The following is a 23,885-nucleotide window of genomic DNA, read 5'->3' on the forward strand; positions in this document are numbered from 1 at the left end:
GATGCTGACTTTAACAAAACGTGCTTATCTTGGGGAATCAGACTTAGACGCGATCGCGCATTTAATTAACTGCTGTGATGCGGTTGATCAATTAGAACAAGGAACAACCGTCGGTGAATTGCAAACTGAATTCAGTACACCCTCCATCGACACCCAGCGAGATTTACAGTTGTGGGAAAATGAAGATGGAGAGCTAATTGGTTTTGGATATCTTTGGATTACCGAACCCAGCGACTCAATCGACGGTTTCCTGAGTTTTTACATCCATCCCAATCATCGTCAAATTAACTTAGAATCTGCCATCCTTGCTTGGGGAGAACAACGGATGGGTGAAGTGAAGCAAAAACACCAAATACCCACCAGATTCGGGTTAAGTGCTAGGGATTCTCAACGGGAACGGATCCAAATGATCGAAAATCATGGATTTAAAGTCACCCGTTACTTTTTTACAATGGAACGTAATCTCACCGAAACCATTCCCCAACCGCAACTCCCCACAGGGTATAGCATCCGACAGATGAATCGGGAAACAGACATCCCAGCATGGGTAGAGATGTTCAATCAATCCTTTGTTGATCATTGGAATCACCATGACTTAACCGTCGAAAACATGATTCACTTTATCAACGAACCCTCCTACAAACCGGATTTGAATTTAATTGCGATCGCCTCCGATAATACATTTGTATCTACCTGTGAATGTCAAATTTTTCCTGAAGATAACAAACGTACAGGACGAAAAGAAGGTTGGATTGGAGTATTAGGAACCATCCGTAGTCACCGAAAAATGGGTTTAGGAACAGCCATGTTACTCTCAGGTTTACACAAATTGAAATCTGTGGGGATGAATACAGCCAGACTCGGTGTTGATGCTGATAATCCTAGTGGTGCATTGCGACTCTATGAATCTGTGGGATTTGACAAAGTTTACACTAAGATTGTGTACATCAAATCAGTTTAGCGAAAATTGACACTATGGTGTTAGGTGGTGTTAGGTGAATTTTATACTTTGTAGTAAGGCTTTAGCCCTTGATTTCAGCGATAAATAGCTGATTCCGATAATGTGGCGTTTATGACTGCGCGATCGCCATTGGATAGTAAGATATACATTAAAGCATTTGCAGATTTGAATGCAGCAAAGAACTTTCCTTACTCCTTATACCATTTCACGAAAATCCTGAAACATATCCAAGCTCTAAAACCCTTGTCAAACCAGGATTTATTAATTACGAATTGCGAATTGCGAATTGTGAATTGGTATTACTCCTTACTTTATCTTCTGGAATTTCCTTAGCTCCTGGTAGGGTAATAATAAATTCGGCTCCTTTCCCAGGTGCAGAATTACACTTTAAGCTACCACCGTGTTTTTCCGTAACAATTTGATAACTAATCGATAATCCCAAACCAGTACCTTTCCCTTCCGGTTTGGTGGTAAAGAATGCATTAAATAATTTGTCTTGCACTTCTTGACTCATACCCATACCGTTATCAGCAATGCGAATGCAAACCCCATCATTCAGGATAGATGTGTTGATGGTGATAGTGTTGGGATTTTTTTCAATCTCTGTATAGGTTTTACCTTGGTTAGATTCTTCTAGAGCATCAATAGCATTGGCAATTAAATTCATAAATACTTGATTAAGTTGCCCTGGATAACATTCAATCAGGGGTAAATCGCCATATTCTTTGACAATAACAATTTGTGGACGAGTTGCCTTTGCCTTGAGGCGATGGGATAGTATCATGATTGTGGTGTTAATCCCTTCATGGATATCAACAGCTTTCTTATCATTGCCATCATTGCGGGAAAAGTTGCGTAGGGATTGCATGATGTCAGTGATTCTGCTGGCTCCGAGTTGCATGGAGTCAATCATCTTCGGTAAATCCGTAATCAGATAATCTAAATCGATTTTCTTGGCATCTTGGAGAATTGCCTCAGGTATCTCGGTAAAGTGTTGCTGATAGAGTTGCAGGTGATGAATTAACTGTTGGACGTATTCCTGAGTATAGTCCAAGTTACCACTAATAAAGCCCACGGGGTTGTTGACTTCGTGCGCCACACCTGCTACTAGTTGTCCTAGGGAAGAAATTTTTTCTGTATGTACGAGTTGGGATTGGGTTTGTTGTAGTTGTAGGATTGCAGTTTCTAAATCATGGGCTTTTTGTTGCAATAGGGTTTGGGTGAGTTGTAATTCCTCTAGGGATGTTTGCAGTTGTAGGGATTTTTGTTGCTCTTGGGTATAAAGTTGGGAATTATGGAGCGCGATCGCTGCTTGGGAGGCAAGAATTTTCAAAATTTCCCAGTGTTGGGGAGTGAATGCTCCTGTAGTCAGTCTATTTTCTAAGTAAAATAAACCAATAAATTTACCCTGGTAAAAAATGGGAAAACAGAGAACTGATTTTGCTTTTACTGTCAGGATATAGGAGTCTGATGCACACAACGGGTGACTTTGAGCATCGTTAATCACTAAAGGTTGGTAAGTTCTAGCAGCGTAGTTAATCAGGGTGTGGGGAATATTTGCACTTTCCATTGTGGAGCGGGAAGTGATTATTTCTACACCATCATGCATGGCAACAATTATTAATTGCTCTTGCTGTTGCAAAACTAAAAAACCTGTTTGTGCCCCAGTGTTTTCAATGATAATTTGTAGGAGGCAACTAGGTAAATTTTCAATATGTAAGCTACTTTGGATAGTTTCACTGGCTTTGAGTAGGGTTGCCAAATCTAAGATATGAATATTTTCCGAGATTGTACCTTCTTGGGGAATATAGGTTCTCGAACTGATGTTACTGTTAATATCAATAGTATTACCAAGGGTGAGGGTTTGAATAATTAAATCTGGGTGATTTTTTTGTAATTGTTTAACCTTGGCAGTTGCTCCCCATTGCAGATAGTTGTAGTAAGCATCAGTCATGTAAACTTTAGCAATTTTTGGCTGCTGAATCGATAAATAGAACAGGGCTGTACGTTCATAGGCAAGGGCAACTTCTGAGAGAAAATTATTTGCTTGTGCTAGGGCGATCGCCCTTTCATAATATGCCATTGCCTTATCTTTTTGACCGAATATTCCATACTTTTCAGCTACCAATAAAGCTACTTTATGTTGATAGCTAGTAGGTGAATATTTTGCCCATTTTTCTAATTTCCTTTGATAGCTATTCACCGTTGCCAGAGCTTGCTGTTGCTCAGATTTTCCTAATTGGGGATAGACTGCTAGGAGTGCGAGAGCTTGGTAAAAATGATAGACACCAACGTTATAGGTACCAACTACACTTTGTAAATAGGTGACAGCTACCTTCCCTTGGGCGATCGCCCCTTGATAATCACCAAATAAATACTTTAGTTGTAGTTCTTGTAAATGGGCAAAAAATTTGCCAGTATCATCATTAATCAGGGCAAAATCTAGGGGAATTACAGGTTTATCGAGGAGAGCATTTACTGTATACTCAAATACCTGAATATAAGTTAGCGCCTTTTCCTGCTTCAACTGCTGAATAGATTGACGATAGGCACTAATTTCTGTATGTAATTCCTGTAAATCTCGCCCTAAATAATAGGCATACATACAATAAAATAATGCTGCCCAGGTAGTATATTCAATCTCTCCCGTTTCCAAACCTAACTGATAGGCAGATTCTAAAAATTTTAATGTTTCCCCTAGGGGTTTTTGCCAATGATAATTAAAGCCATAAACTAAAACTAATACCTTAGCTTGTAATTCCCTTGCCCGAAATTTATCCACAATGGCTAATGCTAATTGCCCAAAGGCAAAACCCGTCGCAATATCAGAGACAACCCCCGATAAAATGAAACCATACTGAGCATAACCCACCGCCGAAAGGGCAGTATTTCCATACTTCACAGATAGACGAATTTGACTAAATACCAACAGGGGCAACAGATTGGGAACACTCAAATAGGCAGCTGATGTAACTGTTGACAAAATTCGCATTGCTGCCAATTGTTCCTGCTGCCGCATCTCAGGTAAATCTATTAAACTTGCAGCTTTTTTATCTAATAAATTCAGCCGGGTAATGACTAAACCTTGCAGCACTTCCAGCATATTTGGTCGGGAAGGCAACTTAATTCCCAATTGCTTTAAAATTTTCAAAGCTAAATCAACGGCATCTAGTAAGCGATTCTGCGCCAAATTAGCTAAGATTTGAATTTCCTGGGCGGCGACAATATCTAACAGGGAGGTTGCTTGGTGGGCGATCGCCTGGGTACAATCTTCGGTGACGGCAAAATCACCACAAAGATAGGCAAGCTGAGCGACTGCTTCATGATATCTCAGGGCAAACTTATAATCTTCTTGCCAAATATTCTTACTTAATAACTGAAAACCTGTACGTAAATAACTATAGGCAGCATCATAAGCAGCAGCACTTTTAGCCCTGCTTCCAGCAATTAAATTTAATTCTGCCAGTTGCAATTTTTGGGATGCATCAATATTCGCGATCGCCATATTGAACTGATTCACAATATCAAAAATATTATTTTCTATGGCTTCTGGGAGAGTATTTTGCAGTAATAATTGCCCAATGTGATAATGGGTATGCTGTTTTTCGCTTTCTGGAATTAAAGAATAGGCAGCTTGTTGTACCCTATCATGGAGAAAACGATAAGCTGGACGTGAATCATCTAGGCGAAAATTGGCTAATTCTTCTTCAGCAAACAGTAGGGGAATTCTGTAATCATTATTCAAAGGCAAAATCAACCCCATGTGTAATGCGGAATCCAATGCCACAGCTACCTCTGCAACCCGTTTTTCACTGACTGCGGCGATCACATCCAGGGTAAATTTTGCACCAATACAAGCAGCTTTTTGTAAAATACTTTGTGTCAAACTAGGCAATTTATGAATATTTGCCGCCATTAACTCGACAATACTTTTATCACCAATACCTGCCGCTTGAATTTGTTGTAAATCCCATTGCCACCCACCTTGATTGATATCAAAGGTCAGTAATTTCTCTTGATATAATATTTTTAGTAGTTGATTTAAAAAGAAGGGATTTCCTTGAGTCTTATTAAAAAGTAATTCTGCCAGTTCTTCCGTAGAGAGATTATCTGCCGTGAGAACTAAAGTTTCTCGAACTAATTCCTGAATATGATGTAAATTTAAAGGAGATAAAATAATATTAGTTATAGATATTCCCGCTTCCCTAATTAAACTGATGGTTTTCATCAAGGGGTGTACCGCAGAAACTTCATTATCTCTATAGGCTCCAATTAAAAGTAAATATTGATTCTCCGGGTTTGTGATTAATATTTGCAAAAAATTCAGAGAAGCAGAATCTGCCCACTGTAAATCATCTAAAAATATGACTAGGGGGTGTGAGGGAGCGGCAAAAACCCGAATTAAAGATTGAAAGATACGAATAAAACGATTTTGTGTTTCTGTGATACCCAATTCTGCAACCATTGGCTGCTTCCCAATGATATATTCTAATTCTGGAATCACATTCACCATGATTTGACCATTATCACCCAAAGCTTGATGCAGTCTCTGCCGCCAATATGTTAACTTCTGACTATCCTCAGTTAAAATTTGCTGGATTAATGATTGTAATGCTTGGATAATCGAAGCATAGGGAATGTTACGCTGTAATTGGTCAAATTTTCCACTGACAAAGTAACCCTTTTGTCTGACAATTGGCTTATGAACTTCATTGACTAAAGAAGATTTGCCAATCCCCGAATAACCAGAAACTAATATCATTTCCGGTAATATCTTCTTCTGGGAATTATTCTGATTCACCCGTTCAAAAGCAGCCAAAATTTGCTGTACTTGCTTTTCCCTACCGTATAATTTCTGAGGAATGAGCAACTGAGATGGGCGATCGCCCTTACCCAACTGGAAATTTGTAATCCTCCCCCCCCTTTGCCACTGTTGGAAACAATCCTCCAAGTCTTTCAACAAACCATCGGCAGTTTGATAGCGCTCCTCCGCATTCTTTGCCATCAGCTTGTCAACAATTGCGGCGATCGCCAGGGGAATTTCCGGGATAATTTCCTGTAATGGAGGTGCTTGTTTTGCAATATGACAGTGAACTAATTCCAACGCATCTTGACTAGTAAAAGGCAAACATCCTGCTAACATTTCATAAAAGGTGACACCCAAAGAATAAAAATCGCTGCGATAATCAATGCTACGGTTCATTCTTCCCGTTTGCTCAGGAGACATATATGCTAAGGTTCCCTCCATCTGCTCAGGGTGTAGCAGTTGAGTTGCTCCATGGGTGAATCTAGAGGCAATACTCAAGTCAGTAATCTTAACCTCCCCCGTCTGAGGATTAATAATAATATTGGCAGGTTTAATATCTTTGTGAATAATTTCCTCTTGATGCAGAGATATCAATCCCTGAGCTAACTGCACAGCAATCTGTAAAAATTCCCCCACCCCTAACTTTTTGCTGTCAGAATCCCCCATATCTTGGAGAAAGTTTCCCAGACTCACACCACCAATATCCTCCATCACTAAAAACCAGCGATTTTGGCAAACTTGCAAATCTTCAACTTGAATAACTCCTGGCAAATTCAGGTTTTCCATCATCCGAAACTCGTGTTTAATGCGAGTCACCATCTCCACGCTCGGATATTCTGCCTTCAGAGCTTTAATAATTACTGATGTTTGGTTTTTTTCAGATGAGGCACGATAGACAGTAGTTTCTATCCCCTCATAAATTATTTCGTTAATTATATACCCCGGGAACATCAAACCTCTCTGCATTGAATATATACCTGATATTGCTAACTGTCTGAGCTTATTTTTCCCTGTATAGCCTTGAAAGTATCACTTGTTTAAGATGATTATTTTATGTGTATATCAAGCAAACAAACATCTGCGAACTAATGATTATCATCTATTCTAATAGATATATTGTATATCTTTCTTTAGATAAGATTACAACGTGATAAAATTATCCGATAACATATAAAAAATCATAAATATGAATTACTCCTCCAAAATTCATATTTTCAAATAAAAACAAATATTCATAAAGTTGAGCCAGGATAAACTGGCTAATTATTAAGATATTACGAGCCTTTGCCCTAGCATCTCAGTATGTTTACAAAGCCTTATTCTTACTGATGTCTGTAGGGAGTCACAAAAGCTATTATCGATTCGCGTCAATATCCCTTATCTAAATAAAAATAAATTTATCACCCCAAAATATAGAGCTTTCGTAGATTTGTATTGATGGAGTACAGAGAAAATTGTCCAATTATCGGATTGCAAACAGACATAAATCGGCTTTTCCATAGAAGCTATATCCAATAATCGGAGATGACCATTACAAAATGACTATCAATATATTCATCTTCCACAGATACTTTCTCTACAGTCAATCTTAGAGAACAAAAAAATCTGCTGTGCAAACATCTCACCATGACTAAATAATTACCCCTGTCCCTAGAAATCAAGTCATGAGCTATGTCATTTTCCTGTTATTAAAGGAAATACAAAATATCACAGTTAGTTCTGCCTTGTATATCTTCACTCCTCAGCCAAGCTTACTTAATACCTCAGTCTCTAATCTTTCACCATCATATTAGCTATGTACAATTCTCTAATTTCCAGTAATATTAAACTCAGCGAATGGGTGGAAAATGTTCAGCATCCAGACCTTGATAAAGAGCCTCAAACGCTGAATTTTTTAGAGAGAATTATCTATTTATCCCATCGGATAACTCTCTTTGGGAAGAAATATAGTCCATACTCTTTAATGTTTAACGTCGGATTGCTTTCTGTTTTAGGTACAGTATGGTTTTTATCAGTAAAATTCCATCTTGACATTAATATTTTCGCAGGGATAAATTATATCCTGATTTTTCATTACCCTGGATATCCTTTATATCTTTGGGTAAAGTCTCGACTCTTCAATATTCAAGGTCGTTCCTATATCCAAGATTGTATATTTTTCCTGATTCCTGGCTATACATTCTGTTGCTGGTTAATGGGACAATCCGTCCTGGTGAGTCTCGATTTACTGGGGATTCTGCTGCCACTAATTGCCGGAATTGTCAGAGTCGGTTGTTTCTTAAGTGGATGCTGTCATGGGAAATTCTCCGCAAAATTTGGAGTTTTATATACACCAAGCTATTTACTCCCAGAACACCGAGATACGAAATTAGCTGCCGCTTTCTACACCGGATACCCTGTATTTCCGATTCAACTCGTAGAAGCTAGTTTTAATTTGACATTATTTGTAATTTTACTAGTGAGGTTATTACTCACAGAAGAATTTACAGGTCAGACATTATCCTTGTACTTTTTGGTTTACTGCATATATCGCTTTTTTGCGGACTTCTACCGTGAATCTAGTATTCGTCCCAAAATTGGTAAATTCTCAGAAGCTCAGTGTATATCAATGGTCTTAATTTTAGTTTGTACTCTCACACTCCAAGGAGAACAAATATTAGAATTATTAAAATTTTAGTCTAGGCAGAATTAATACAGCGTCAGCGTTTCGTTGATTTTGAATGGTGAGGCAGTTAGTAAAATAGGGGGTTCTCCATGGGGAGGAGCCAAACCCCCATATGTTGCTTTATTTACACCATGCTGTACTAGGGTGATTCCTGGGGAACCCACACAGAAACCGAACCAGAGTTACAACGAAACTCACCCCAACCTTCCTCATTAGTTGTTATGGGTTCAGTGATATTTTCGGTGATATCAATATAGGTACGGTTGGGTTGTCCAACTTCCATATATTTACTGCCTTCGCTACCATTACTAAGTACAACAGCCATTCCACCAGGATGTTCTTCATCACCCAGTCGTGTCCAACCGATTGTATTTGCGTGGTCAAAATAATCGTACTGCTCACCATAGGCATAGGTTTGACGTGCAAAGAGGAATTTATCAATAATCCATTGGTGACTGTCTAACCAAATCTCATATTCATTGCCATCATTGCCATGATCTTTGTAATGAGCGCCGTAATAATCAGCGTAGAAAATACAAGGATATCCCTCCCGTCGAAGTAAAATTAGGGCATAGGCGAGGGGTTTAAACCAAGCTTCAACCACTGATTCTAAGGATTGTAAAGGTTGAGAATCATGATTATCCACTAAAGTTACAGCGAGAGCAGGTTGTTGCTGTACTAGGGTATTGTCAAAAATTTGCCGTAGGTCGTAATCATTGCCTGACTTACTAGCTATATAAAAATTATGATGCAGAGGTGCATCAAATAGAGTCACCTTACCATCTGTAACAGTAATGAAGTGATGTAAAGCTTCGACTTCATAGGACCAATATTCACCGACTGCAAATATCTCCCGTTGAGCATAGTTACGAACGTGTTCTAACCATTCTTGGAAAAAGTCTGCCGATACGTGTTTGACAGCATCAAATCGGAAGCCATCCACACCCGTTGTATCAAGATACCATTCGCCCCAGTATTTTAACTCTCCGGTAACTTCCGGGTTTTGCATATCCAAATCGCAACCCATGAGGTAATCAAAATTACCTTTTTCTAGGTCAATATTGCGGTCAAATTCTTTGCCTTTGAGTAAATAAATCGCGTTCTCTTCGGCATTATAGGCGTTATAGTCAATTGCGTCGAAGTGCCACCAGTGCCATTTCATACTAGAATACTTGTCGCCGCGACCAGGAAAGGTAAAATGTGTCCAAGCCTTGATTGTCTGATACTCGCCAATTGTGGCATTGCGATCGTCAGGATGAAAGGGTGTGGCTTGGGTTTCTTCTTCTTCGTCTGCACCTAATTTGTGGTTAAAAACCGCATCAGCATAGATTCTAATTCCTGCCTTTTGTGCAGTTTTAATGGCGTGTAGATACTCATCCTTGGTTCCATATTTGGTGCGAATAGAGCCTTTTTGGTCAAATTCACCTAAATCAAATAAATCATAAACACCATAACCAACATCCATTCCACCACCAGTACCTTTATAAGCAGGAGGTAACCAAACGGAGGTGACACCAACTTTGGCTAAGTCGGTGGCAGACTCTGCCAACTGCTTCCACAGGCTACCGTCACCTGGATTGTACCAGTGGAAATACTGCATCATAACGCCATTTGTCTCAGTCACAATTCTTGCTTTCCTTATTTACTTACATAATGCTTACGCAGAGAGTATATCCAATGGCAGAAAAGTTCATTTGGTGAGGTTGTTCTGCTCTCTCAATCATGAGTATCTAACGTTTATCAACATTCATACATCTATCTTGGGGTGATGAAGTATATCTTACTTTTGGCATAAATTTTTATGCTTGCATAGATGCCTGATTTGACGATGAGAGTAAGGAATGTTTGCAGGAAAATAATCATTGTAAAATTTGATGAATATTGAGACAGATAGTTTATAAAGAGCAAGATTTTATGACTTTTGATGGATATTATTTTGCCTCTTAATGGACTTATACTAAGCTCAAATTTTATGTTTTTAAAGTTTTATTATGAAATTTATTGCTGTGTGAGGTATTATTTTGTCACTGCATAGTCCAATTATTACTTTTACGCTGCTGATTTTGGTAATTTTAACTATTCCTCCAATTTTTGAAAAATTCAAATTACCCGGATTGATTGGTTTATTACTTGCAGGGGTGGTTCTGGGAGAGAGTGGTTTGAAATTGCTGAATTCGGATTCAGAAACCATCAAGTTACTTTCAGATATTGGTAAGATTTACTTGATGTTTGTAGCCGGGTTAGAAATTGATTTAGAGCAGTTTCGCAAAACAAAAAATCGCTCTTTGGTGTTTGGATTTTTAACTTTTATTATTCCTCTGATAGCAGGAATAATTGTTGGGAGATTATTTAATTTTAGCTGGAATTCTGCGGTTTTAATTGGTTCCTTGCTAGCTTCCCATACACTTTTAGCCTATCCCATCATCAGTCGTATGGGGATGGTGACCAATGAAGCAGTAACTGTGACAATTGGAGCGACAATTTTTACGGATACAGGGGCTTTATTGGTACTAGCAATTTGTGTAGGAATTCATGGAGGAGATTTTACAGTTGTCAGTTTAATTAAATTATTGGCAGGATTAGCGGTTTATTCTTTATTAATTTTATGGGGTTTTGATTGGGCAGGTAAGGAGTTTTTTCGACGTTCTGGAGATGAACAAGGGAATCAATTCTTATTTATTTTACTAGCCTTGTTTTTAGCATCTGTGGGTGCGCAAATTATCGGTGTAGAAAAAATTGTGGGAGCATTTTTAGCGGGATTAGCAGTTAATGATGTTTTAGGAAGGAGTGTGGTTAAGGAAAAAGTAGAGTTTGTCGGGAGCGTGTTATTTATTCCCTGTTTCTTTGTGGATATGGGATTATTAATTAACATTCCGGCATTTATTAAAACCTTAAGTTCAATTTGGTTGACTCTGGCAATTGTGGTTGCTCTGATTGGCAGTAAATTCTTAGCAGCTTTGATAGCCAAATTTCTCTACCGTTACAATACGCCAGAATTGTTAACCATGTGGTCTTTATCTTTACCACAAGTAGCTGCCACCTTAGCTGCAACTTTAGTGGCTTACCAAACCTTGAATTCTGGAGGGGAAAGATTAATTAATGAGGGTGTTTTAAATAGTGTAATTGTTTTAATGTTGGTGACGGCAATTATTGGTCCGATATTAACCGCAAGATTTGGGAATTATTTGACTATTCCCCAGGTGGAATTGACTACAAATAGTTTATCTACATGGTGGCAAAGAGATTTAGCAGCAGAGCAAAAGTTAAATTCCCAGTTAACGGTGATTGTACCGATTTATAATCCACAAACCCAACGGGATTTAATTGAAATGGCTGCTTTATTAGCTCGTCATGAGTCAGGGAAAATTATTCCCTTAGCGATCGCCCAAGGGTATCTTCACATGGATGACTCTCGACTCCTGGCAAAACTCACCCAAAGTCAGGAAAAATTGCAGATAGCGAGGGAAATTAGTCAGGAGTTTGGAGTGGATGTATCGCCCCGAATTCGCATTGATGATGATATCGCTCTGGGAATCAGTCGCACCAGTCGGGAAGAAAATGCCAACCTGGTTGTGATGGGATGGGGACGTATTACAGGTTTTCGCGCTCGTCTATTTGGTAACGTGATCGATAGTATTTTTCTCTCTTCCCATTGTCCCGTTGCAGTGACTCGACTACTAAAAAGTCCGTCGATGATTCAGCGAATTCTCGTACCTGTGGGTGATTTGACTAGGCAAACCGTTGATGCAATTCGGTTAGCGCAAATTTTAGCCAGTAGCAACCAAGCAGAGGTAGTGTTATTACACGTTTGCGATCGCTACACACCCAGTGCCATAGTTCAGCAATTCCAGTCTCAATTATCTGCGATCGCCAATAATGAAAACCTCAAAGTCAATACTCATATCCGGACTATCCCCGGTGATGATATTGCCAGAATCATTATTACAGAAGCTAAATCTTTTGATTTAGTTGTTTTACGTTCTGTACGCTACCGCACCACCGCAGGATTAGCAGTGAGTGAGGTGACAACGGAAGTTATTAAAGCTTTACAATCTTCCATTATCCTTTTAGGTGAACCGCAAATTTCCAAAATCTAATCAGATTGCAGCGATCGCACCAGTCAAGTCATGGGTTTTTGCAGTATCTTGATGCCAAGCTAATATTCAATAGTTCAAAACTGCCAGATCCATGTGTCAACTACTGGGTATGAATTGCAACGTCCCCACGGATATCTGCTTTTCCTTTGAGGGTTTCGCAGCACGGGGAGGTAAAACAGATGATCATAAAGATGGTTGGGGAATTGCCTTTTTTGAAGGTAAGGGATGCCGAATTTTCGTGGATGAAAAACCCTCCATCGCGTCTCCGGTAGCGGAATTGGTACGTAGTTACCCCATCCGTTCTACCCATGTGATTGCCCATATTCGCAAAGCTACCCAAGGGGAAATCACCCTGGAGAATTGTCACCCCTTCCGTCGGGAAATGTGGGGTAGGTATTGGGTATTTGCCCATAATGGTGATTTACCAGACTTTCAACTAGGAAGCACAAAATATTACATTCCTGTCGGCAATACTGACAGTGAGAAAGCCTTTTGCTTGATATTAGAAACCTTAAGGACAGCCTTCCCCTATGGTAAACCCAGTCTCAGAGAGCTTTATTCCGTGTTGCAACAAGTTACGCAAAAACTGGCAAGCCATGGAATATTTAATTACCTGTTATCAGATGGGGAATATTTTTTTACCCACTGCTCCACAAAACTTTGTTATATCGTGCGTCAAGCACCCTTTGTTGCTGCCCATTTAATTGACCAAGATGTTACCGTAGATTTTAGCGAATTAACCACACCCAGCGATCGCGTTGCTGTGATTGCCACCACACCCCTAACGGATAACGAAACTTGGACAGCGATCGCCCCTGGAGAGTTATTAGCTTTTCAGGATGGTTTACCTGTACAAATTTAGCCAGGGAAAGTATTTTTTCTCTTGTCTATTACCCTAGGGAAACTTCTCCCTATTTGTTCGGTTCTACGACTTCCATCTATCACCAAATATGGATAACCTCATAGGTAGTGGAGTATTTGCCTAAGGGCAGATGTCGCTCTCAAGCAAGGGGTGAAAGTTGTGTATCAATGGATTTTGCCAAGTCTGAGCGAAATAATCGCAGCCAGTCAAACTTCAGGGACTTTTTGCCCGCCGCAGAAAGCACAGCAACAATGGCGCATTGCTGTAGCCGCGACAGAGCAACTCCTGATAAATACGGTAGAAACAGCAGTAGATGATACTCCCAGGGGGTTAGTACTGGCAGCACCTGCCCCAGTATTAAGTAATGCAACCCTACTGCAAAATTTACAGTCGGTAACATTCACAGCAAAACCCTTCAATCCTTTGGCGTTGATGCCATTTCAAATGTCCACAGCAGAGATAGCGATCGCCAGCGAAGACACCCACGAATCAGTATTACCCCTAATTGACAGCGATCCCCTAGCTAGAGAGCAGTTCTGTTTGGTATTCACAGAGAAATTCTCCCTCGTTCTTGTCCTTGCCGCATCACCCAATGGAGAGAAAGAGTTTCGCTTCTCCTTTGAGCCAGAGGTAGTACAACAAGTTTGGCGGGCGATCGCTGCCAGAATTATCCTCACCAATCCCGATTTATTCGCCGAACTCGAAGCCTTAGTACAACAATATACCCCCCTAGCACCCGACTACCGTATCCTCATGGAATTCAGTCAATTACTGCTAGCGGAATTACCCACAGACAAGGAAGCAAAAATCATTGGTACAGAGGAAATCTCTTCCCCCTTACCATCTTCTACCCCCACTCCTTACCGTGCGGATATTGAGCTTTTACAAGCATTTGCCCACGAAGTACGCACACCCCTGACAACTATTCGCACCATCACCCGTCTATTACTCAAACAGCAAGACTTAGCCCATAAAGTCACCAAGCGTCTCGAAATTATCGACAGGGAATGTACCGAACAAATTGACCGCATGGAGTTATTATTTAGAGCAGCAGAACTGGAAACATCCAATACCAGTAAATCTACTGCCGCTCCCCTCACCGCTATGTGTTTGGAACAAATCCTGCAAGCAAGTATCCCTCGCTGGCAAGACGCAGCCCGTCGCCGCAATTTAACCCTAGATGTGGTGCTACCCCAGCAATTACCCACAGTCGTCAGCAACCCCACCATGTTAGATCGGGTTCTGACTGGTTTAATGGAAAACTTCACCCGCAGTTTACCCTCCGGTAGCCATATCCAAGTGCAAGTCATCCCCGCCGGCGACCAACTCAAGTTACAATTGTTACCTCAATCCCAGGGGGAAGAGCAGGAAGAATCAGTTAAACACCCCTGTCAACCCCCCATTCGCAAAGCTTTAGGACAACTACTAGTATTTCAACCAGAAACGGGAACAATTAGTCTGAACCTGAACGCAACTAAGCATTTATTCCAGGCGATCGGTGGTAAATTAATCGTCCGTCAACGTCCCCAACAGGGAGAAGTTTTAACAATATTCTTGCCCCTAGAAGTTAGCGAGAAGCAGTGCAGTTAAAAACCCACTCTCTGGAATCTCTCTTAAATATTGGAACTCACACCCACACGAAAAGTAAAACCCGGACTATAAATCCGGTTAACTCTTTCGTATTGTTCACCTAACAAGTTTTCTAAATAGAAAGTCAACCCCAAATTCCGACTTAAAGGCACACGAGCAGTCAAATCTAAATTAAAGTAAGCGGGGGAAAAATCTGTATTCTTCTCTGTAGGATTATTGAAAAGCGCTCTTCTCGCTCCACTAGAATAGGTAGCATATAAATTGGCTTGCCAACCCTGGGATTCGTAACCAATTCCCCCTTGAATATTGGAGTAGGGAATTAACCCTAATTGTAACCCCGCCTCTGAACCTGTTTTGATTTTGGCATCAGTATAAGTATAGTTGAGAAAAGTTGACCAATTGCGGGCAAATTGCCAACGCAGGGCAGCTTCAAAACCGTTTGTATCAACTAAACCAATATTTTGCCACTGACCTTGAATAATTCCTAAGCGATTATCAATACTACTACCAAAGTAGGTAAATTGCCCTGTAAGATTCTTTGCTAAATTCACATCTAAACCCGCAGTCCAAGAAGAACCAGTTTCCGGTTCTAAGTCACTATTTGACAACCACCCGTGAACTGTATCATACAAATATAATTGGTCTAAGCCAGGGTTTCTTTGTCCTCCGGCAAAACTTCCACGAAATGCTAAATCAGGAGTTGCTGTATAACGAAATCCCAGACTCGGATTGAGATAATTACCAAATTGCGAATCGAAACTTTGTCTTAATCCTAAATCAACTTGTAATGTCTCACCAAAATTCCAAGTATTCACAGCAAATAGTGCTGTATTCGTAGTATTTCTATCTTCAACTTCATTGAGAGCAATTCTATCAGGACGGGTACTATTTGTCTCTCCATTCAGGCTAGTATTTTTGAAATCTAAGCCCCAACGCAAGCTACTATTGCGGCTAATTTTCCAATCATGGTCTAAGCGAGCAGTGAAATTTTGTGTATCTAAGATACCTGTGCGATAAAAGTTATCACCTTGGAAAAATGTCGGACCATAGGTACTAAAGTAATCTTGATTATAACCTAGGGTTGTTGTTAAATTAGAATTGGGAGAAAATTTTGCTTTCCAAGACAAACCCACATTTAAGCCATCATGGTCTAATCTATCCCTTTGTAAAGGAAAACCAAAATAAATTAAGCCGCGACGACTGCTGAGTTTCTTAATATCAAAGCTGAGGGTATTTTTGGAATTTAAATCCACAGCTAAACTGCCAAAATAAGTACTAGTGGCAGTGTCAGCATTAAATAAGTTACCGCTATCATCACGGTTTGCAGCACCCACAGGGACTTTATAGCGATTATCAATAAATGAGCGTTCAAAACTCAAATTATATTTGATTTTATCACTACCACCACTAAAGCTTGTCTGTTGATTATTAAAATTCAACGAGCCAAATTCCGCAGTTCCATTTAATCTGGGAGTAGTAGCACCTTGTTTAGTAATAATATTCACAACTCCCCCAAAAGCAGAGGAACCATATAAAGCAGTGGCAGCACCACTGTATAGTTCTATACGTTCGATGGATTCCACGGGAATACTATTTAAATCAGTGGCTCCATGGTAGGTATTGACATTTGTATTAATTTGTCTACCATTAATTAAAAACACAGATTGATTAATTGAAGCACCACGATAATAGGTACCAGTGTGAATATCTGCTCCATGTCCCACATCGTTAATTGCAAACCCTGGCATTCTTTTTAAAACATCAGCAACACTAGTTGCTCCCTGTTTTTCAATTTCTTCTTTTTCGATGATATAGGTGGGTGTGGATTCAGGTAAAGCGTCTTTTTCACCGATGGTTTCGAGGTTAATATCGGCATCGTCTTGTGGTATTTCCTCTGGTGTTTGAGTTAATAGTTTGGCATCGGTTGAGGGTATTTCTAATTCCTGGATACTAGAAAGGGATGCTTTTTCTTTCTCTATATCTACATTTTGCTTAGTTGATTCTGCGACAGCAGGAAGTGCTGTGATGCAGGGCAGCAACACAGAAATTGCGTATATATTTTTTATCATTTACAGTTAAAAAAACAGGACAAGAAATTTATACAATCAGACTAATCTACATAAAAATAACGTGTCAAAAGACACGCCGTCTTAGTTGGAATTTTCAGCCCCATTTGTGATGACTGTTACTCTTTTTTTGTATTTATGAATTGACAAATTCAGTTTTTCAATTTTTTTCAGGAGAAGATGTACTCATTAATTGCACTGTAAAAGTCGAACCTTCATTGAGTTTACTTTTAACAACAATAGAACCGCCAGAATGTTGCAATAATTGTTGCACGATGGTTAATCCTAACCCGACACCTGAAGCTTCTCCGTTAGGTAGGGGACGTACTCGGTAAAAACGATCGAAGATTTTGGATATATCTGTGTCTGCAATCCCAATTCCTGTATCACGGAATTCTAATTGTACATTGTCGCCCTGCAAACGTGCCCGCACCCAGACTTGTCCACCGTTGGGGGTAAATTTAATACTGTTAGCAAGTAGGTGAATGACTATTTGCCGTAATCCTCCACTCACACACCATACTGGCGGTAAGTCTGTGGGAATTGTGTATGCTAGCATGATACCTTTTTCCTGGGCGAGGGGTTGGTAGGTGCTGACAACACCAGGAACAATATCTGCAAGGTGAAGTGATTCTAAGGTAGTATCTTCTAAATTGCGCTCTATTTGGACTAATTCTAAAACACCGTTGATCAAGGAATTTTGCCGATCGCACTCATCCTTGAGCATATCCATATATCGTTGTCGCTGGGGTATTTTCAGGGTGGGGGAATTCAACAACGAAAGTGCAGTTTTCATATGGGTTAAGGGTGCGCGTAGCTCTTGACACACATGACTGAGGTTGTCATCTTTGATTTGTAAGTTGGTTTGTAGGGTTTGTTTTTGGGTTTCCACCTTAGTGATGCGTCGTTTCATCACCAGTCTTTGCAGTTTATCTTGATGTTGCAGTTGCTTAGAGAATAGGGAATTGAATAAAGCTGGTGAGGATATTTGACTAGGTTCAAAGTTATCTAAAATACTAGCAGATTCAGGAGCGATCGCCCCTTTCAAACCAGTAATGACTTGTTGAATCACTTTCTCTTCGATGGAGGAAACCGTCACAAAAGATAGATTAGCATTGGGATTTACCCTAGCTGTTTTTTGATTCTTGAGTTTTTTCGGGGGACGTACTGCCACTGTCACGCTAGAAAACTGTGGTGATAATGTCAGTAAAAAATATTCCCGGCGAATTTTAAAGACAGATGTTTCCCCCTCTGGTGCTTGGCAATAATAAATCACACCATCTGCAACAGCTCTGTGATAACGAGCTAACTCTGCTTGCCAAATTTTTCCTGGTGGTAACTTTACCCACAATGTTGCCACTATCTGCTGTTCTATCAGTAAATCAATCTGGGCTCTGAGTAATGCTAATAAACTTATCGCTTTGAGAGATAAAGACTGAGAAGTCTTCTCTTTGTCCAAAGCTAATCTGTATATAGATATATCCTGAGTTAACAAAACATTCATGGGTAAAGTGCTACAAGGAGGAATTGATAGAAACAAGCAATAAATAATACTGCCTTAGATTTTCGCCTTTAAGTGTTCATTTGTAAAAAAAAGTTTGGGAATAGGGAATAATTGACGGTTGATAGATAAACCCCTTTTCCCCAAACAAATTCCTTCCTCCACTTCTTTAAAGTTTTCCTCTCTCAACTAACGCATCCCTAGCTTGCTCTCTGTCGTCAAAGTGGATTTTCTCTGTACCGAGAATCTGGTAGTCTTCGTGACCTTTACCTGCGAGGAGAACACCGTCACCGGGTTGTGCTTCTAGGATAGCAGTACGGATAGCGGCAGCGCGATCGCCAATCACTTGCGGTGTGACTGTGGCGGGGATTCCTGCCAAAATATCTTGTAAAATTCCCTCTGGGTTCTCAGTACGGGGATTGTCGGAGGTGACAACGGCAATATCTGCTAACTCGGCAGCGATTTTACCCATTTTCGGACGCTTAGTGCGATCGCGATCGCCTCCACAACCAAAGACGCAAATCATCTTACCAGGTATAAATGGACGGGCTGCCTTCAGTAAATTCTCCAAGCTATCGGGGGTATGAGCATAGTCCACAATCACGCTGATATCTTGTTCCGGAGTCACTTGCACCCGTTCCATCCGCCCAGGAACACCAGGAAAATTGGCAATGGATTGGGCAATTAAGTTTAAATCAATACCTAAAGTGAGGACTGCTCCCACGGATGCCAGGAGATTCTCTAGATTATAATGTCCAACCAAGGGCGAAGAGAAAGACACCTTGCCCTGGGGTGTATGTAAAGTCCCACTGACTCCATTAGGCTGGTAATTTAAATCACTCATCCATAAATCAGCAGTGGAATCATTCACACTGTAACTCCAAACCTTATCCCTATCTAAAGCCGCAATTAAGCGTTTGCCATATTCATCATCAGCATTGATAATAGCTCTACCACTGAGGTATGCAGGACTAAATAGTAAAGCTTTAGCAGCAAAATAATCCTCCATATCTCGGTGATAGTCCAAATGATCTTGGGTAAGGTTACTAAATACACTCACCGCAAACTCACATCCTAGAACCCTTCCCTGGGCTAAAGCATGGGAACTAACTTCCATCACACCGTATTCATTTCCCGCAGCGATCGCCTGGGAGAGTTGATGCTGAAGTTCCACAGCAAAGGGGGTAGTATGGAGGGCAGTTTGATTAAAACCCTGCCAACGAGTATACAAAGTCCCCATTAAAGCGGTGGGTAAATTAGCTTGGTGTAAAAAATATTCAATTAAATGGGTGGTGGTAGTTTTACCATTTGTACCCGTCACACCCACAAGTTTTAATTTACGTCCAGGGTAATTGTAAAATGCTGCTGCCAATTGTCCACAGGCTTGAGTCATATCCTGTGCAGTCACCACACACACGTCATCCGTCGGGGGGTGCTTCTCTGCTGCTGCGGGAGAAATCACAGAGGCAATTGCACCACTGGCGATCGCGCTTTGCCAAAAGTCTCCCCCATCAACTCGTGTTCCTGGCATTCCCACAAATACATCACCAGGGTTGGTAGCATGGGAATTGGTTGTTAAACCCTTAACCTCTGCATCCAAAGCTGGATGTTCGGGTAAGTGTAAGATTCCCTCAACAGTAGCCAACAATTCCCGCAGTTTCATACCGTCAACCTCATTTACTCCAAGGGACTTTTCTTGGGCTTATTGTGCATTATTTTTTTTATTTATACTAGGGCTAACTGAAAAATCTGGGAAGATAGGAGGATAAAAAGAAACAGATCGGGGTGGAAATGTCCATCTTCATCAAGGGTTAACAGAGTTCACGTAGCGCTCACAAGTCATCTGCGAGGGAGAGTTAAAAGTTTTATGCAACTTGCAAAGCAATTACCTTAAACATCCTACTACTACTCGACTAGGGTTTAGGGAGTAATGAGTTGTGATGGGTAAGAAATGTGTAGTGGGAGCGTCTCACTCCCTGATTTGAGAAAGCGGATAAACCTATCCTCGAAGGAAGTGAAGGGATACCCACACTCAACTATCACAATTAATGTAATGTGAGTTCGATGAGCTTGGATACTTCGATAAATCGATAAAAAACTGTCCCAACGAGGATTATAAATCCCTGGCTCGAACCGTCGAACTCACGTTAATTTAATAGATTAGTAGTCTGTCCAATTAATTTTCAAGCTTGGGCTTTAGCCCTTTATTTAAGCGATAATACGAATAAATAAAAAGGTTAGAAAAAGCAAATCATGCCAAAAATCCTGTCTCCGATTTTGATATTGATAAATAACCTCTGATAACAAGAATAAAAGTATCAGGAATAACTAGAAAAACTATAATCGACAAATAGAAACTCCTTTGCCATTTTGTGAACCCACCATACCCGTTACTACAGCATTTAAACGCTGCTTTGGTGTGCCATGATGGTGTCTACTTCCCCAGGCATAATCACCAATATGATAAGCTAAACTGCTAATTTCCAGAATATCTTTCTCATCAAAATTCATATTCGGAATTAACCCTAAATATACACCCGCTAAACAATCTGCTTGTAACTCAGACATGGGGGTATTGCGTGGTTGAAAACCATAGGCAGTTTGCATCGCATGGGCATATTCATGGGCAATAATATATGCTAACGCCGCATCACCAAATTGATACGCCATTCTGATATCTTGTTGGGTGATATATACTGTGTGATTATGTGTACAGTAATGACTACCAGAAATGCGTCCACAAACACCACGTTTTCCTTGAGGGACACCCCAAATTAACTTGGGTGTTGCTTTATATCCATGTATTTGCTGTATCCCTTCATATACTCCATCGACAACTGCTTTTGGTGGTAACTCTGCTTTCGCTGCTGCACTCAATAGTACACATCCAAAAGTCGCCAAAGTTGTGAACAGCGCCTGGAGTTTTTTCATTTTTAAATCCTAGATGTTAAATTCTCAACGATATTTTTATTATCACGTTAGAACTTATCAATTCCAGATACTAAATCTAAAGTTTTAGTAATTTTAAGAAAGTTGTTAATTTTATTCGCAAAATAAATTTTCATGGCACAGTTATCTACCAGCATAGACTGCCAAAGCGTGAGGAATCGGACGATTGGTAGTAATTAGAGGTTTGCCATCTACAATTAACCCCGTACTCCCTCCACCATCTAACATGACTTGAGAAGTAGCGCCAAAGTTTCTGAGAGTGTGTGATGCATCAATTTGTCGAGCATAATTGCTAGAATAGATAATTACAGTTTCTGACAAACCATCTTTATCACTATCTTTGATACCAATAAACGTTCGAGGTAAATATTTATTGGCTGACTTATCGGCTTGAATATCTAATCCACCAATGACATCAGAAAAATTCTCAAAGATAGATGGTGAATATGGTTGAATGCTGGCAAAATTTAAGGATGAGTTGAAAGCAAATGTGCGGATTTGTCCTGGATATTCATTCGCCACACCATAACCAGAGGTAATCAGATGATTTTGAATTTTCAAGCCAAAGGCGATGCCTGTTGGTTGATTATTTGTTGAGAAAAAAGTGCCATTAACTATGACTTTTATCTGATGTTTTTTGGTATTGTGCTTGACTGCATCTTGCCAGAACTTTGCAAGTTGTTGTTTCTCAATACTTTCTGATTCTTCGAGTGATATTTTACCAGCTAAATTTTGTAATTTTGCTTGTCGTAAATCTAGAATTGTCACATATTCTAAATGACTAATTACTGCTTTTTGGTATATATTAACTCCCTTAGCTGAGATAAGGCGATTAAATTGTGTTGTTGTATTTTTAGCAGTTACTTGATTACTCAAATCCTGAGATAGAAATATCAAAGATATAATGGGAATGAAATGTATAGGATGCATATGGGATATTAGTTGAAGTAGCCTGCACCTTGGGCTGATATAGCAAGCGAAAAGAGCAGATAAGCTGTTGCGTATTGAATTTGTAAGTAAGTCGGTGAGAATAAACCTAACTATGTAACAGATTATAAAATCGTCAAAACCGTTGCGATTGCTTCATTCCACTTCGTTTCATTCGCAATGACATAGCGTGAATTATTTAAGCCGTTCTACTTATATAGAACGCGAGTAAGCCTGCTCTCGAACGAAGTGAAGGGATGTCCACACTACGACTATTTGACATTTTCCTTATACAATTTAGCTGCACATCAGCTTATTTGATGTCTTATGGATATTTTATTCGCAAATTGAAGTTGATTTTTTTAAATAATTCAACTCAGTAATATTACTGTTCTCAATCACACAAATATTCGTAATTATAAATATTACTAAGTATAAGTTGCGAACAATAGATAAATAAAGTTACACCTAACTATATTTATATTTTCTACGTAAACGATGAACTCCTATAAGCTTCGATATTACCAGGAAATTTTTCCAGCGCGATCGCAAGCATATTGAGTCATGGAATTTAAGATAGCAACGAAACATTTTATTTTAACCAGCGATATGTAAAAACTGCGATGAAAATCTTATTAATTTCTGTGGGTTGGGCGATCGCCTTAGGATTAGGTACATTTTTCTTTACTCTGACTAGTATGGCTTTTCAGGTGTCCCCAGAAGAAAGAATGTCTCAACTTACAACTTACGGACTAACTACTGGGATAATTGGTGGTGTGAGCCTTGCTTTGGTTATGCTGTGGAGTCAGCCAGGAATTCAGTGGCATATTGCTTTATTATTTGTGCTAATTTGGTCTCTGAGTTTGCTTGTTGGTTCACGTATTGGTTGGCACATTATCCAGCCTGATTTTTCCAGTCAAGCAATGGGTAGAGGTGTTATCATTGGTATGACTATCGGTGGTATTTTGGGTGGATTTTTCACTGCCCTTTTACTCCAGCAAACCAGGATTTTAGTATCTTGGCTTGATATCTGTTTCGTTGCTCTTGGTTGGACTATTGCGTTATTTAGCGGTTTTGCATTTATTTTCCTACCTGGCGATTGGAATTTTATTCCTATGGGAATCATGATTTCACCAATTATTGGGGGTTTATTAATAGGGGCAATTGGTAGCAGTATTATGTTTTGGAAAATGCACTAATCCTGCTTCTAAAATCCTTGAATTCCGCACTTGCTGCTCTTTTCTAGGAGATTTTTGTAACTATAGAAATTTATATCAAGTTGACTTCTATCGTAGTAGTTTGAAGTTGGTGAGATTACTTCCTGAGGCTGAGTCGCAATGACAGGGTACTATTTTTGATCGCAACTTGGTATTAGTTAAACTTGCAAGGATTTAGCAATGCTAAACCCTCACAGAAAATCTAGTAGAAATTGTCAGCTATTAACCGAAATTCCCATGAGT

At 39.8% G+C, this 23,885-nt stretch carries 13 protein-coding genes; 6 read left to right on the forward strand and 7 right to left on the reverse strand.

The features are described from left to right. Position 1 precedes the first annotated feature (1 nt). Positions 2 to 961, forward strand: coding sequence for a GNAT family N-acetyltransferase (locus tag IJ00_RS04735; RefSeq protein ID WP_035150564.1), 960 nt, complete (start codon positions 2 to 4; stop codon positions 959 to 961). 265 nt (positions 962 to 1,226) lie between these two features. On the opposite strand, the gene IJ00_RS04740 is transcribed toward IJ00_RS04735, so the two are convergent. Continuing rightward, positions 1,227 to 6,719, reverse strand: coding sequence for an ATP-binding sensor histidine kinase (locus IJ00_RS04740; protein WP_238178433.1), 5,493 nt, complete (start codon positions 6,717 to 6,719; stop codon positions 1,227 to 1,229). A gap of 844 nt (positions 6,720 to 7,563) precedes the next feature. Here IJ00_RS04740 and IJ00_RS04745 point away from each other — a divergent pair. Further along, positions 7,564 to 8,445, forward strand: coding sequence for a prolipoprotein diacylglyceryl transferase family protein (locus tag IJ00_RS04745; protein WP_035150566.1), 882 nt, complete (start codon positions 7,564 to 7,566; stop codon positions 8,443 to 8,445). 127 nt (positions 8,446 to 8,572) lie between these two features. Here IJ00_RS04745 and IJ00_RS04750 read toward each other — a convergent pair whose 3' ends face one another. Further along, the gene (locus IJ00_RS04750; protein WP_035150568.1) at positions 8,573 to 10,057 is read right to left on the reverse strand and encodes an alpha-amylase; all 1,485 of its coding nucleotides are present in this window, start codon (positions 10,055 to 10,057) and stop codon (positions 8,573 to 8,575) included. A gap of 397 nt (positions 10,058 to 10,454) precedes the next feature. Here IJ00_RS04750 and IJ00_RS04755 point away from each other — a divergent pair, with 397 nt between their 5' ends. The 3 genes from IJ00_RS04755 to IJ00_RS04765 all read left to right on the forward strand — a co-directional run bounded on the left by IJ00_RS04755 (position 10,455) and on the right by IJ00_RS04765 (position 14,982). Next, the gene (locus IJ00_RS04755; RefSeq protein ID WP_035150570.1) at positions 10,455 to 12,530 is read left to right on the forward strand and encodes a cation:proton antiporter; all 2,076 of its coding nucleotides are present in this window, start codon (positions 10,455 to 10,457) and stop codon (positions 12,528 to 12,530) included. A 91-nt stretch (positions 12,531 to 12,621) separates the two neighbouring features. Then, positions 12,622 to 13,392: a class II glutamine amidotransferase gene (locus IJ00_RS04760; RefSeq protein ID WP_035150572.1), complete on the forward strand. Its 771-nt coding sequence runs from the start codon at positions 12,622 to 12,624 to the stop codon at positions 13,390 to 13,392. Positions 13,393 to 13,551: 159 nt separating this feature from the next. Then, positions 13,552 to 14,982: a sensor histidine kinase KdpD gene (locus IJ00_RS04765; RefSeq protein WP_035158445.1), complete on the forward strand. Its 1,431-nt coding sequence runs from the start codon at positions 13,552 to 13,554 to the stop codon at positions 14,980 to 14,982. Positions 14,983 to 15,005: 23 nt separating this feature from the next. Here the strand turns inward: IJ00_RS04765 and IJ00_RS04770 are convergent, their stop codons facing one another. The 5 genes from IJ00_RS04770 to IJ00_RS04790 form a co-directional block, all read right to left on the reverse strand. Then, positions 15,006 to 17,051 carry a TonB-dependent siderophore receptor gene (locus IJ00_RS04770; RefSeq protein WP_035150574.1) on the reverse strand — a complete coding sequence of 682 codons (2,046 nt, stop codon included), beginning with the start codon at positions 17,049 to 17,051 and terminating at the stop codon, positions 15,006 to 15,008. A 157-nt stretch (positions 17,052 to 17,208) separates the two neighbouring features. Then, a complete protein-coding gene (locus IJ00_RS04775; protein WP_035150576.1) occupies positions 17,209 to 18,552 on the reverse strand; it encodes an ATP-binding protein in 1,344 nt (447 codons plus the stop codon). Positions 18,553 to 18,718: 166 nt separating this feature from the next. Then, complete coding sequence (locus tag IJ00_RS04780; protein WP_035150578.1) at positions 18,719 to 20,212, reverse strand: UDP-N-acetylmuramoyl-L-alanyl-D-glutamate--2,6-diaminopimelate ligase; 1,494 nt, start codon at positions 20,210 to 20,212, stop codon at positions 18,719 to 18,721. 674 nt (positions 20,213 to 20,886) lie between these two features. Beyond that, positions 20,887 to 21,480, reverse strand: a complete 594-nt coding sequence (locus IJ00_RS04785; protein WP_035150580.1) for a neutral zinc metallopeptidase — start codon at positions 21,478 to 21,480, stop codon at positions 20,887 to 20,889. A 141-nt stretch (positions 21,481 to 21,621) separates the two neighbouring features. After that, positions 21,622 to 22,395, reverse strand: a complete 774-nt coding sequence (locus IJ00_RS04790) for a phosphodiester glycosidase family protein (RefSeq protein ID WP_168163420.1) — start codon at positions 22,393 to 22,395, stop codon at positions 21,622 to 21,624. A 653-nt stretch (positions 22,396 to 23,048) separates the two neighbouring features. On the opposite strand from IJ00_RS04790, the gene IJ00_RS04795 reads away from it, so the two are divergent. After that, entirely contained in the window at positions 23,049 to 23,624 is a 576-nt protein-coding gene (locus tag IJ00_RS04795) for a hypothetical protein (RefSeq protein ID WP_035150585.1), read from the forward strand. Positions 23,625 to 23,885 lie beyond the last annotated feature (261 nt).

This window comes from Calothrix sp. 336/3 (assembly GCF_000734895.2).
Lineage (GTDB): Bacteria > Cyanobacteriota > Cyanobacteriia > Cyanobacteriales > Nostocaceae > 336-3.

Excerpts from the sequence above, each read along its gene's own strand:
- IJ00_RS04795 (WP_035150585.1), top strand. The coding sequence starts at position 23,049 with ATGAAAATCTTATTAATTTCTGTGGGTTGGGCGATCGCCTTAGGATTA.
- IJ00_RS04785 (WP_035150580.1), bottom strand. The coding sequence starts at position 21,480 with ATGAAAAAACTCCAGGCGCTGTTCACAACTTTGGCGACTTTTGGATGT.
- IJ00_RS04745 (WP_035150566.1), top strand. The coding sequence starts at position 7,564 with ATGTACAATTCTCTAATTTCCAGTAATATTAAACTCAGCGAATGGGTG.
- IJ00_RS04735 (WP_035150564.1), top strand. The coding sequence starts at position 2 with ATGCTGACTTTAACAAAACGTGCTTATCTTGGGGAATCAGACTTAGAC.
- IJ00_RS04775 (WP_035150576.1), bottom strand. The coding sequence starts at position 18,552 with ATGAATGTTTTGTTAACTCAGGATATATCTATATACAGATTAGCTTTG.
- IJ00_RS04780 (WP_035150578.1), bottom strand. The coding sequence starts at position 20,212 with ATGAAACTGCGGGAATTGTTGGCTACTGTTGAGGGAATCTTACACTTA.
- IJ00_RS04760 (WP_035150572.1), top strand. The coding sequence starts at position 12,622 with ATGTGTCAACTACTGGGTATGAATTGCAACGTCCCCACGGATATCTGC.
- IJ00_RS04740 (WP_238178433.1), bottom strand. The coding sequence starts at position 6,719 with ATGTTCCCGGGGTATATAATTAACGAAATAATTTATGAGGGGATAGAA.
- IJ00_RS04770 (WP_035150574.1), bottom strand. The coding sequence starts at position 17,051 with ATGATAAAAAATATATACGCAATTTCTGTGTTGCTGCCCTGCATCACA.